The organism is Marinicrinis sediminis (genome assembly GCF_042685085.1).
In the GTDB taxonomy this organism is placed as follows: domain Bacteria; phylum Bacillota; class Bacilli; order Paenibacillales; family KCTC-33676; genus Marinicrinis; species Marinicrinis sediminis.
The window spans coordinates 40,516-53,445 of record NZ_JBHUMM010000011.1; the positions used below are offsets into that span (position 1 = coordinate 40,516).

11 protein-coding genes and 1 pseudogene are annotated in these 12,930 nt (G+C 46.8%); 2 read left to right on the plus strand and 10 right to left on the minus strand.

The annotated features are described in order from the left end of the window. Nucleotides 1–52 precede the first annotated feature (52 nt). The 10 genes and pseudogenes from ACFSUC_RS07725 to ACFSUC_RS07770 form a co-directional block, all read right to left on the minus strand. Nucleotides 53–1,744: a glycoside hydrolase family 5 protein gene (locus ACFSUC_RS07725; RefSeq protein WP_379928967.1), complete on the minus strand. Its 1,692-nt coding sequence runs from the start codon at nt 1,742–1,744 to the stop codon at nt 53–55. Nucleotides 1,745–1,749: 5 nt separating this feature from the next. Next, nucleotides 1,750–2,586 carry a carbohydrate ABC transporter permease gene (locus ACFSUC_RS07730; RefSeq protein ID WP_379928978.1) on the minus strand — a complete coding sequence of 279 codons (837 nt, stop codon included), beginning with the start codon at nt 2,584–2,586 and terminating at the stop codon, nt 1,750–1,752. An 11-nt stretch (nt 2,587–2,597) separates the two neighbouring features. Beyond that, entirely contained in the window at nt 2,598–3,485 is an 888-nt protein-coding gene (locus ACFSUC_RS07735; RefSeq protein WP_379928969.1) for a carbohydrate ABC transporter permease, read from the minus strand. Nucleotides 3,486–3,518: 33 nt separating this feature from the next. After that, entirely contained in the window at nt 3,519–4,841 is a 1,323-nt protein-coding gene (locus ACFSUC_RS07740) for an ABC transporter substrate-binding protein (RefSeq protein ID WP_379928970.1), read from the minus strand. A gap of 164 nt (nt 4,842–5,005) precedes the next feature. Then, nucleotides 5,006–6,115 carry a response regulator gene (locus ACFSUC_RS07745; protein WP_379928971.1) on the minus strand — a complete coding sequence of 370 codons (1,110 nt, stop codon included), beginning with the start codon at nt 6,113–6,115 and terminating at the stop codon, nt 5,006–5,008. After that, entirely contained in the window at nt 6,108–7,901 is a 1,794-nt protein-coding gene (locus ACFSUC_RS07750; RefSeq protein ID WP_379928972.1) for a sensor histidine kinase, read from the minus strand. Before ACFSUC_RS07750 ends, ACFSUC_RS07745 begins: the two co-directional genes overlap by 8 nt. A 159-nt stretch (nt 7,902–8,060) precedes the next feature. Next, a complete protein-coding gene (locus tag ACFSUC_RS07755; protein ID WP_379928973.1) occupies nt 8,061–8,618 on the minus strand; it encodes a cupin domain-containing protein in 558 nt (185 codons plus the stop codon). A gap of 237 nt (nt 8,619–8,855) precedes the next feature. Further along, nucleotides 8,856–9,329, minus strand: coding sequence for a hypothetical protein (locus ACFSUC_RS07760; RefSeq protein WP_379928974.1), 474 nt, complete (start codon nt 9,327–9,329; stop codon nt 8,856–8,858). 286 nt (nt 9,330–9,615) lie between these two features. Beyond that, nucleotides 9,616–10,295 (minus strand): annotated as a pseudogene (locus ACFSUC_RS07765) (HAD family hydrolase). Between the two features lie 215 nt (nt 10,296–10,510). Next, nucleotides 10,511–11,239 (minus strand): NAD(P)-binding oxidoreductase, encoded by a 729-nt coding sequence (locus ACFSUC_RS07770; protein WP_379928975.1) that lies wholly within the window; start codon nt 11,237–11,239, stop codon nt 10,511–10,513. A 267-nt stretch (nt 11,240–11,506) separates the two neighbouring features. On the opposite strand from ACFSUC_RS07770, the gene ACFSUC_RS07775 reads away from it, so the two are divergent. Further along, nucleotides 11,507–12,322: an AraC family transcriptional regulator gene (locus ACFSUC_RS07775; protein ID WP_379928976.1), complete on the plus strand. Its 816-nt coding sequence runs from the start codon at nt 11,507–11,509 to the stop codon at nt 12,320–12,322. Between the two features lie 85 nt (nt 12,323–12,407). Then, the gene (locus ACFSUC_RS07780; protein WP_379928977.1) at nt 12,408–12,776 is read left to right on the plus strand and encodes a VOC family protein; all 369 of its coding nucleotides are present in this window, start codon (nt 12,408–12,410) and stop codon (nt 12,774–12,776) included. The last annotated feature ends 154 nt before the right edge of the window (nt 12,777–12,930 follow it).

The window sequence follows — 12,930 nt, forward strand, 5'->3', positions numbered from 1 at the left end:
TCCCTTGTGCACCATAGGCGGTGCAGAAGGGCCAGGATCACGTTGCTTTCATTCAAGGTTTCGAGCACTTGATTTCCAGCCATTCGATGCGAATCGGACACCCTTTCGCAGTCACAACGAGACGATGCGAGCCAGGTGAAAGTGAAACAGCACTTCTTTCATCTGACACCCGATATACGGCCCATTGCTCTGTAATGATGGATATAGGATTCAGATGCTTCCCGTCCAGGTCTACCTGTAGCTTTCCGATAGCCGGGTCCGGTGAACCTACGCCAAACGCCCGGATGAGGAAGAAAAAGGAAGATGCCTCCGAATCTGGTCCGGTCGTGAAGTCATACGCCAGCCAGTCGTCCACTTCGAGCTGTACACACATCTTTTCATCATCTTGCCAAGGTTCACCGCCACCATGTTGAAAGTTGGCCGTTGTACGCTGACCGGTGATGAACCGAATATCTGTGCCGTCATTTTCTCGAAAACCAAGACAACGCCTCATTTCCTTGTCTTGCATATCCAGATCATTCGCCTGACTGCGGTTCACCGGATGGTTCACTTTGTAGCTGATCCCCGGGCCTTTGTAGCCATAGAAGATCGCTGGAATGCGTACCGGTGCCCGTCTTAGCAACGAGCGTGTCACTTCTGGATAGGCCTTGCAGTTCTCGATTTTCATATGGTCCAGATAGGTCCAGAGAATACGCTCCGCGGTTTCAGGATCAGGCTTCGCGCCACCTTCGAGATAAGCGACCAGCAAGTGCCAGCCCTCCGGCTTGTCAATGGAGAAAGGTGAGTTGTCTGTGTCCATCTTCTTCCACGTCCAGAAGTTCCAGGAGATATTGTGATCTTCATAGAGTTGAAAGGCTCCGGCATACCAGTTGATGTTGTTCTCTCCGCCTTCCCCCATGTAGATCGGTACCTGCCACTCTTGCTGCTTGTCGAGAAACTTCTGAATGCTTTCTGTATCCGGATTGTTCCAGTATTTGTGGAATTGCAGCATGAGATTATCGTCAGGCGGGACATCGAAGATGGACCAGTCTGTCGCCCAGTGCGCACCCTCGAGAATAATCATGTGACGATCATCGACTTCCCGAATGGCGGCGATGATATCTCGATAGAGCGGCATCACGAGCGGATTGTACTGGGAGAACCATTCCGGCAACGGTTCATTCAATAGATCATAGCCAGCTACAATCCATTCATCCTTGTACCTGTCAGCGAGAATACGCCACAGCTCAATGGTGGCCTGTTGATGCTCTTCTTTCATGAAGAGCTCTGGCTGATCATGCTCAGAGTCATCGATGTTGGCACCGGTCTGTCCGCCAGGTGCACCGTGCAGGTCAAGCACGACATACAGGCGATGGGTGCGACACCATGCGATCACCTCATCGATCAGCTTCAATCGCTTTTCCTTGCATCTCACCGGACTGCCTTCTTCCAGCAAGAATCTGTAATGGATCGGTACCCGTACAGAGTTGTACCCGTCTGCGGCAATTTGTTGAATATCCGCTTCGGTCACGTACCGGTCATAATAGAGGTCCCAGAATTCGTCGGCTTTCGCTTCGCCCACGAGCTCTACAATCATGCGCTCAATGCGGCGGGGACGGTCGCCTCCCGCTGGGAAGCGCCACATGTATCCCTCCGGAAGCATCCAGCTTCCAAAGCCGACACCGCGAAGCAACACCTCCTGCCCCTCGCCGTTGACCAGTTTCTGGCCATCTGCGCGTAAAAAACCGTTTACTTCATTTTGCATCGTCATTACCCCTTTACTGCTCCATCGGCGATTCCGTTCAAAATCCATTTCTGCAGGAGCAAATAGAATGCGACGACTGGAAGCATGGCCAATATCAAGGCTGCCAGAATGGCCGACCAATCGTTGTTTCCATAACGTCCGAATAACATGTTCGTTGACAAAAGCAAGGTATAATCATCCGAATCTGTCAGCATCAGCAGTGGAAGCAGAAAGTCATTCCACATCCAAAGTGCGTTCAGGATGGCAATCGTAGCTGTAACCGGCAGCAGCAGAGGAAAGATTACAACGAAGAACAAGGATAGTTCCCCGCAGCCGTCCATGACCGCCGCTTCATCCAGTTCACGTGGAATGGACTTGACAAAGCCGTGATAGAGGAAGATAGCCATCGAAACACCGAGCCCGATGTAGATCATCCCCAGTCCGTGTGGCGAACCTTGCACAGACAAGTCCTTCGCGACCTTGGTCAAAGTAATCATGATGGAGTGGAACGGGATGAGCATCGAGAACACAAACAAGGTGAAGAAAAAGGCGCTCAGTTTGCCAGGTGTACGAGACAGCTTGTAGCCTGCCATCGAGGCACACACGATGATGCCGACCAGTCCAACCGCTGTGACAATGACCGTATTCCACAGGCTTTGCAGATAGTGGGTCTTATGAAACGCCTCCCGATAATTATCGAATTGAAAGGAGGTAGGAATGGCCAGAATATTGTTCAGAATCTCCCCGTTCGTCTTGAACGAATTGATCAGTCCCATCAGGATAGGCAGCAAGGCAATCACAGAAGCACAGAGCAGGAAGATCAGGACAGCGAGAGATCCTGCATGTCGACTTATCCGGTACATGATCGGATTTTTCACGCTTCCACCTCTCTTCGTTTCATGATCCAGAGCTGCACCAGCGTAATGACGAAGACGATCAGGAACAAGATCATGGCCTTGGCGCTCGCATAGCCGTAACGGTGATTCAGACTGAATGCCTCTTCAAAAATGTTCAGCGCCATCACCTGTGTCGCTCTTCCCGGGCCGCCCCCGGTGGTCGCATATACCGCTTCAAACACTTTGAAGGAGGTGTTCAGCGTCAGAAAGATACCAATGGTAATCGCCGGATAAATCATCGGCAGGGTGACATGCCGGAACACCTTAAAGGCATTCGCTCCGTCAATCGCCGCTGCTTCCTTCATCTGCTTGGGCACTCCTTGCAGCGCCGCGATGTAGATGACCATCAGGTAACCCACGCCTCCCCAGAGTGAGAGAATCAGGATGGAGAAGAACGAGATATCCGGGTCCCCGATCCACGACTGATCCAGAAATCCAAGCCCGCTGTATGTCGCCAAATGCGGCAGCACTTTGGTGAAGATGAACATCCACATAAAGCCGCCAATAATCATGCTGATCATGTTGGGCAGGAAGAAGATCGTCCGAAACCACGTCTTGGTGCGAATTCTTGATTCGATAAAAACCGCGAGCAGGATCGCCAGTACATTTTGCAGCACTAGCATGTATGCCACAAATTTCAAAGTGAAAAATATAGAATCCATAAAGTAGATGTCATCTGTCAACGCTTCGATATAGTTGGCGAATCCCACCATTTGGTAGGTGGGATTCAGTCCGTTCCAATCCGTTAAGCTGTACCAGATCCCCCCGAATGCGGGGACCAGCATAAAGACGGTATAGAACAACAAGGCTGGAAGTACGAAGGCTAGCAGGGCAACGGTTTGTCTTTGTTTTTTCGTCAAACTCATGATCAATCACTCCCCGTTCTTGCGCTTGGCCTTTTATTGATTGGATTTCACTGCATTGGCCCATGCCTTGTCCAGTGTCTTGATGATGTCTTCTTTGGATACATCCTCTGCATAATAGCTCTGCAGCAGTTTGGCGGTTTCATCCGTAATACCGCCTGGCAAGGAAAGATCGAGATACGCTTTGCCTTGAGACACATAATCGCTTGCTTCGGTTACCCACGGGAATGTCTCATAGTTATGCATAGTCGCAACCGGATTGAATTTCAGCTGTTCGAACAGTTTGGAAGAATCTTGCTCATCCAGGATGTAATTGATCAGATCCATCGCAACTTCTTTATTTTCGCTCGTCGGAGAGACAGCCAGGGAAGTGGAAGTCGCCAGATTGATCATCGCACCAGCCGGATCTTCACTTACTGGCAACGGAGCCACCCCGATTTCCATGTCCGGATTTGCCGTCAGAATGGATTCAGCCATCCATGGACCTTGTACCCACATCGCTGCTTTTCCATTAGCGAAATCAGCCGCACCCGCTGCACTTCCGACTTCGAACGGTTTGTCTGTACCATTGGCCATAATCAGATCAATAATATTGAATACGTTTTTCACATCGGCATAGGAGCCTTGTCCGCTATTCATATTCTCAATGAAATCTGGTTGTTCGGAGTTGACCACACCGCCAAGCGAGAGCGCCATCATCAATTGCGGAATCCAGGATTCCTGGAAGGCCAGCAGGAACGGATCGATATTCGCCTCATTCAGCTTCTCAATCGCTGCGTTCATTTCTGTCAGCGTTTGCGGTGGCGTAATCCCTAGATCATTGAAGATTTTCTTGTTGTACAAGTATCCCCAGGAAAGACTCTCCAGTGGTAATGCCACAACCTGACCATCGTAGGTGACTGTTTCCAGCACACTCTCATACACGTTGTCTGTGAAAGGCTGACCACTCAGGTCCTCCAGATAGCCGGCTTTATAGAAGGTTGGAATGTCTGCAATAGCATGCAGGGTGAAGATATCCGGTGCATCATTGGAGGCCAGTCTCGTTTGCAGGATTTGTTCAGCCTGCTCCGAATTTGGCATTTCCAGCTTGATGGACACGTCGATATTTTTCTCGGCCAATTGCTTGGCTTTAAATTGCTCAAAATACGATTCGAACTGCTCCTGAAAACGCGGGAAGCTCATAAATACTTTCAGTTCTACTTTTTGTGGTGGTGCATCCTTCTCATTTTCATTCGCCGTTTGATTGTTGTTTTGCGATGACTGGTTTGTTTCGTTGTTGGCCTGATTGTTCGAACCGCAACCTGCCGCAGCTGTCACCATCAATACCACAATCATCAACAAATAAAGCGCTTTCTTCATATCGTTTACCCCCTTGGCTTCGTTATAGGTTTAGTATAGAGGAGAACGGTTGTCCCATCATTTCAGTATTTTAGCTTTCGGTATTGGACAATATTGACGCGCTTTTTGTCGAAATTAGATATCCCCTGTCATTTGGATGTCGCCTGTTATTTGGATGTCGCTGGTCAGTCTTCATCATCCTTGCGCAGGTCTCCCGGGGTCATGCCGTAGTGTTTCTTGAACACCCTGTAGAAGTACGCAATGTCCTCATAGCCGGTCATGTGGGCGGCATGCTTGATCGCCAGCTTCTGCTCCACAATCAGTTCTCGGGCTTTCTCCATTCGCTTGCGTTGAATGTAGTCGGAGACCCGTTCTGCCGTGAACGACTTGAACGCGCGGCTTAAATATTCTTTGCTGATGAAAAAATGATTGGCGATGCTCTCCAGCGTAATGGCGTCGAGATAATGACGGTCGATATAGGCTTGGACCTCCGCGAGATTCAGACGATGACGATTTTTGTGCTGCTCGGTCACCACATCAATCGCCTGCTCATAAAGTCGTCCAATACGCGCGACTGCCGTCTGAACGGTTCGCCACTCATACATCTGCGCAACCTGCTCCAGCCGTTCCACTCCCCAGACTTTCTCTGCTTCCAGCTTGTGTTCGGTCATAAATTCTTGCAGCATGGACAAGAAGTCCTGACCCATCTTGTGAATAACCCCTTCGTCCTCGGCAAACGGATGCGTACTCCCCAGCAGTGCTTCCAGCTTCAATAGAGAAGCCGTCACTCCGCCGTGGTTCAGCTCCAGCAGGTACCCATAGATCCGTTCCCGACATTCCATGTAGGGTTCCCGTATGGCTGCCTGGTCCAGACCGGTCGTCGTGAAGAGAGAAGGAACCGCAGCCGCCTGCGCTTCCCGTCGTGCCAGTTCCTTCGTGCACGACGCCAGCGCCTCGTTCAAGTCAGCGGGATCAATCGGTTTGAGCAGATATTCTACTGCCCTGCTGCGGACAGCCTGTTTTAAGTAGACGAAGTCATCATATCCGCTCATGACGATGATCTTGATCGACGGATACTGTGCATAGATCGTCTGCAACAGTTCGACCCCGTCCAGGCCCGGCATGCGCATATCGGTGATGACAATATCCGGTACGAGCTGCTCGATCAGTCTGAACCCGACACTGCCATCCTCCGCCTCTCCTACCACAGTGATCTGTAGTTGATCCCAGTGAGCGAGAGATTTCACCACTTGTCTCGCCCAAGGCTCATCATCAATAATGACCGCTCTATACATGTCCTTCCCCTCCATCTATGGTGTGTGGCAATACGATGATCACGATTGTGCCCTTTCCTTCCTGACTGAACAGACGCAGCCCGTATCGCTCTCCAAATTGCAGTCTCAATCGATGGTGTACGTTATGAAGCCCGATTCCTTTTTGACGGGATGCACGCTTTTCTTCGCTTTCATGCTGCTTCTTCTTCCTGTATTCCTGAGCGCGATCGCCCTTTTTCAATTCTTGTCGCAGTTCATGGAGGCGCGCTCTCGACATGCCGATGCCATCATCCTGGATGATGACCGCGATGCGGTCAGACACTTGCTTCACCTGCACCCGGATCTGCCAGCGCCCTTCCTTGCGCTGAAGGCCATGCTCAAAGGCATTCTCCACAATCGGTTGCAGGGTGAACTTCGGAAGTCTGCTGGTAAGGGCTGCCTCATCGACATCGATATGAATGCTGCAACGTCCCGCAAAACGCTGTTCATGAATAAACAGATAGTTGCGCATATGCGTCAGTTCTTTCTCAAGCAGAACCAGGTTATCATCCATGCTGATCGAATACCGAAGTAAATCGCCCACGACTTTCGTAATCTGATAAATCTCATGCGAATCCTTGGCAAGAGCCATCCCGCCAATGAGGTTTAAGGTGTTGTTCAGAAAATGCGGGTTGATCTGGGCTTGCATCGCCATAATCTGTGCATTCTTCACTTCAATCTCCCGCTCATATTCATTTTCGATCAGTTGCCTGATTCGCTCCATCATCAGATTATAGCCATTCTCCAGTTGTCCAATCTCGTCCCGGCTCTGCACCTTGGTCTTCTGGAAATTCTGCACCTGTGCCTTGCGCATCGTCTTGACCAGCTTCACGATCGGTGTCGTAATGCGCAGCGAGAACAAAATGGACAGCACGACAGACACCGCCGCGAACAGACCGCTCGTGATCATGGCCGCTTTAATCGTAGGCCGCACCGTTTTGTTCACCGTTTCAATGGGAATGGCTTTGACGATGGTGATTTGACCGTCCCCAACCTTTTTCAGAAAATAAAAGTTCTCTTCCGTCTGCTTGAAAGTAAGTTCCGAATGCTTGTGGTCCAGTTCACTGATGAAGTGACGGATTTCTGCTGGCAGCTTCTTTGTGCTGGAACCAGACAATAGCTGGCCTTCGTCGTTCACGACGTAAATGGCGTTGGATTCCCCGGAGTCCAGGATCGTGCCTACTTCCTCCCACACGTCCCGGTTAATGCGAACGGAAAAACCACCAATTAAGGACTGATCGATAAACCGATTAATACTGTGATAGGCATATGTATGGGTTTGCGAAGGTTTGAAGTAGAGATTGACCGGACTGTGCAGCATCCGGCTCCAGTCCGTTTGCTGGATATCTACGGAGGTGATGGCTCCTCTGCTCGTATGACTGACCGTGTACGCTTTTTGGTTGGAATGAATGTAGAGCGTCAGGTTCGAGATTTTGCGGGAATTGGCATGAAAGGCAGAATGCAGCATGCCCTGTATGTATTTCTGTGTGCGATATTGTACACTCAGCTCCGGGCTGTCCATTAATTGCAGATCGTTCATGAACTGGCTATTAATCTGCAGCGTGTAGAAGAGACTCTCTACCTGCTCCATCAGCTCCTGTACATATTGATCAGCCCACAGCATGCGGGATCGGTTCGCTTCGATCATTTCCTTCTCCACTGAATCACGCGTATTGTGAGTGGCGATCCAGGTGATCATGACAACGGGTAAGGTCGTAAGGCAGATCATGAGGATCATCAGTCGATAACGGATGCTGGTTCGCTTCATAGGCATATCCTTTCGTCAATTCGACATAATCAAACAGAATATTAGACATATTCAGACAAAATGTTCGATATTCTATTAATCTATCATAATCCCATCGAAAACGTCACAAAAAAAAGCATCCTCCCCTGCGGAAGGATGCCGGTGTTGCGGAATGATCATCTATTTAACCGCCTCTTGCGCAAGCGGCTTCACCGGTTGAACGGTGCCATAGGGATGCTCAGGCGGGGCATAAATCACATATACTTTCAAGGGACGATTTCCTGTATTCGTGACATTGTGCCATTTCCCTGCAGGAACCATAATCGCAAAGTCGTCATAGGCCATGACCTGAAAATCCAGTTTCTCCTTGCTGTCCCCCATCTGAACCAGTCCCTGGCCTTCTTCAAGCCGGATGAACTGATCCGTGGTCGGGTGGACTTCCAGCCCAATATCATCCCCCGGGCCAATACACATGAGGGTCACCTGAAAATGCTTGCCCGTCCATAGCGCGGTGCGGTAGTTATGGTTTTGCCTGGTGGCCTGATCGATATTTACAACATAGGGTCTCGTGCCATAGTCTTGCAAGGGAATGGTGCCAGGCGTATGTCCGTGCTGGGGATTCCAAGCCGGATAGGCAGACTGAGGATGATAAGGCCAACTGATCCTACCCTGCCCCCCGCTATGTCCGGGATGCATCGGCGGATACGCATGGTGATGGCTGCATAAATGAGGAACCATAATCTTGCTCCTTTCATTCGTTTTCCTGTGATCCTTCATTCTATGCAGCAGCCTAGTGACGGGGGAGAAAAATGGGCAATGTCATTCATGATATACATGAGAATGTACTAAAATGGGTTTGATATTTATTGTTGCAATATCATTAATTCAAACGATTGACTTGTTCGTTTCGTGCGGTACTTGAAAAATCGATCAACCCTATCCAGGTGCACTTGTCATCAGCGGGTGCTGTGCCCTTTATGGTTCATCCTTCCGTTCAAACGTTTCGATGATCGCTCTTGCCTGCTTCGAGGATACCTGCGAATCACTTAATGTCAGTATGTAAGCGAAATTATAATCAGGCTGACTGTAATCATAGATGACAAATTGGTGGTTATAGAGATTGACTTGTTCTACAGCGCCCGCAGGTGATTCATGAAATAAAAACCCGTATCTGATTTGCGGATGTTCCGCTTGAATGACGGCACACGATTCCATCGTTGCATGATTAGGAATATACATCGGAGCAGGTTCGTCTTTTTGAAAATCCGCTTGATATAGCTCTCCTGTATGAACGCCTGAACCGGTATAAAAGTCAACTGTCATCTCTTCTTCTTTGTATTCGTATGTCCAATCATCAGGCAGCTTCAGTCTGAATGTTTTTGTTTCTATCCATTGATTGAGCTTGTCCAATTCCTCCTCCAGTTCAACCGCAAACTCAGTTTCAGTCATATCTTCAGGACATAAATGATTTGAAGATACTATCGAAACTGCTCCATTCCCGCATCCCGCTAACATAAACAGTAAGAAAGAAAAAAGGATGACTCTGAGCAATTGATACACGCCCCGTTCATTGAATTTAACATCGATTAATAAGAGACTCATTTTGTATTATTTCGAAAATGGATTCTCGTCTGTTCTCTATCTGCCATTCTATCAAGAACCTGGATATGGATGTATGTATGATTCTTCTAACAGGAAATAAAAGCGATATCCAAGAGCTGAACGTCCAATCTGGCTATTGAAATGAAGGAAGCGTCTGTAATTGATCAACGAGGGAAGGCAATTCTTCCAAGTTTTCGATCACATAGTTGCTTTTGGCACTCTCCCACTGATCATCTCTCTTCCATACACCGATCATCCCGGCCTGCTGTGCGGCCTGTACATCATGATGGGGATGGTCTCCGACGAATATACTTTCATTTGGGGAGAGGTCCAGTTTATCCAGGGCCCGTTTGAAAATGAGAGGATCGGGTTTCTTCAAACCTTCCAGCTCAGATATTAAAATGGTATCAAAATACTCCTTGATCCCGAGGGCCGTAATATTATCCATTTGAAATGGACCTTTCCCGTTTGAAATGATCCCGAGCACCACTCCACGTCTCTTTAATTCATTCAGCATGTCTATCAGATTGGGAAAAGGGACACAATGGAATTTGAAGCAAGTATATAATCTTCGAGCCATTCCTCCCACTGCATCCCCGTTATGTTCAATTCGTTTACCATCTGCCTGTATACCCGATCCTTCCATACGTATCCGCGACAGTCCAACTCTATAAACTTTGAAATGTAGCTTTCTCTAGGAATATGACAAACACGATCGTAAAATCTGTCATACTGGTTGGCAATAAACCTTCGAACAGAAGCATCCCGATTTAATAATGTACCATCCAAATCAAATAAAACTCCCTTTATCAAAGCTCTTCCTCCGAATATGCAAGATTCGTTCCAGCTATTCCAGCAGATTCATGATGTCTGCTTTCCACATATGTCATACGCTCCTGCTTCAACTGAAAAGTGAATATTCTTAAAATTCAATCACCATCATGGAAGAGAGAATGATTAAAAAATCATGCAGATATACCCTGCACCAAATACAACAAAAAGTCTGATCCATAACAAGCAAGAACGATTTATCCATCTACATCCAGTTCATTATAAATAACGGGCGTTTTACAGTCCCACCGTTTCCAAAGCGCTGGATCGGTAGCAAGTTCTGTCATGAAGTGTCCCACGTTAATTCTGCTTGTCTTGCCAGGATTGAATAATGGATTTCTGACGGGAGAACTCGTTAGCTCATAGGCACTGACTTGATCCTCATTGATTAACGTGTCTGGTCTAACCACAACCCATTGGACATACTCATTTTCTTCTCCCACATGTTCAACCAAATAGTCCGCCGCCATGACATTGTCGCGGTGCGGAGGCAGCAAATACGTCAATGCAGACAAGACCATTCTCTGACCAAGAGAGGGCAACTCTCCGATGGCGCGATTCGTATAGCCCGTCGTACTCATCAGGATCAGCTTTATGTGCTGCTCGGATCGGATTGCCGTTTCGCATACTTTTTGAATGGCGTCTGAAACCAACTTACGAGGCTTTCCGAACATCCCCTTGAACGTAGGGGTGTGACCCAGACAAGAGATGACAACCGTGCAATCTTGCAGCAAGCTCTTCAGTTCGGATGGGTCCAGCTCGCTCATATTTCCCTTCACGATCTCCAGGTGTTCACGCTTCTCCAAGCTAGGATCTAAAACCGCTGTTTCTCGGATCAGGATTCGAGTTGGAATGCTTCGGTTTATCAATTCCCTCACCACGTGCTGTCCGGTCGCCCCGCTTGCTCCTAACACGACAACTTTCATGTGCTATTCACCCTTTCTGTATTCACTCTCTATCGAGGTTAAAGTCTGTTTTCTCCATAAATAAAGCCAAATGGAAACAGGAAAAAATATGCTATGATATATACATATGTAATTCGTGAATCATAGAACATTATCCTGTGTGTGAAATGGAGGTTTTCCACCCAAATTGTTGTGCAGGGAGTCGGATGGCAGTGCTATTGGCGCTAGCCATTCATCAAATGAAGGAAATCATGATCGTTTGCTATTACTCACAGAAAGGAGCCATTAATGAATTATCAAACTTTTAAACCTCATCCCTATTTAGAATCATTCGTTCATTGTTATTGGACTTTAGAAGTACCTGCCGAAGATGATGCTCAAAAACAACGTATCATACCCGACGGCTGTATCGAAATGGCGTTCATTTTGGGTGACGATATTAAACGATATACATCGGAGGAGGAATTTACTCTACAACCTCGAGCGATGATTATTGGACAAACAATTGAACCTTTTTATATTCAACCAACAGGATATGTGAATACATTTGCAATAAGATTTTACCCCTATGGTTTTGCAAGCTTCATTTCAGAGTCTCTACAAAATTTTGTGAACAAAGAAATACCTTTACATCTTGTATTTGGAGAAGCTATTGCAAATGAATTAGAGCAAAAAATGATTAAGGCAAACGACACAAAAGAAAGAATAGCATTTATTGAAAAATTTCTTTTCGATAAGTTAAGTGACAAAATAACCGTTAATAAAATTGTAAATAATACAATTGATACGCTTTTATCGACACAAGGTGATGCAAAAATCAACAACATCTTAAAACAAAATTTATGCAGTAGAAGACAGCTAGAAAGAAAATTTTCAGAACAAATTGGGATTAGCCCAAAGCAATTAGCTAAAGTAATTCGTCTACAAGCTGCCTTAAAAATATTGCTTAACGAGGAGACAGATAGTCTAACAAACATTGCTTATAAAAGTAAATACTATGACCAATCACACTTTGTTAAAGACTTTAAGAAGTTTACAGGAATGAGTCCGAAAGAGTTTTTAGGGAACAAAAATATGGCGCTTTCTTCCCTTTTATACAAATGATTTCGTGATGTCGCATTTTTACAATTATATGTTGGATAGACGATTTATAATAGGATTGCATCTAATTTAAAGGAGGATAATCAATATGAAAAGCTTTGTTCCAATTTTTGAAATCCCTGCAACAGAAATTTCACGAGCCATCGAGTTCTATCAATCCATTCTAGATATTAAAATCGAGAAAATGGAATTTCCAGAAATTCAAATGGGATTATTCCCAACTGAAGGGCAAATGACTTTTGGAGTCATCATGCAAAGTGAGGGGTATACACCTTCCGCAAATGGTGTAACCATCTATCTTGATGGCGGAGATGATCTTCAGGTCATACTAGATAAGGTCGAGAAACAAGGTGGAAAAATTGTTATGCCTAAGACCCCTCATGCTGATGAAAGTGGATATTTTGCACTATTTATTGATACAGAAGGAAATAGACTTGGATTGCATTCCCCTAATTAGTTCTAAGTTGGATTGCCAACGCAAAAACAGGGTCTGTCAATAATTTTGTGTAAACTCATTTATAAGGAATCTCCCATAAGGGAGATTGACCTGATGATTCAGGGTAAATGCTGACCAATACGCTCTGGATAGAAAACGGATAGCTGGAGAAGGA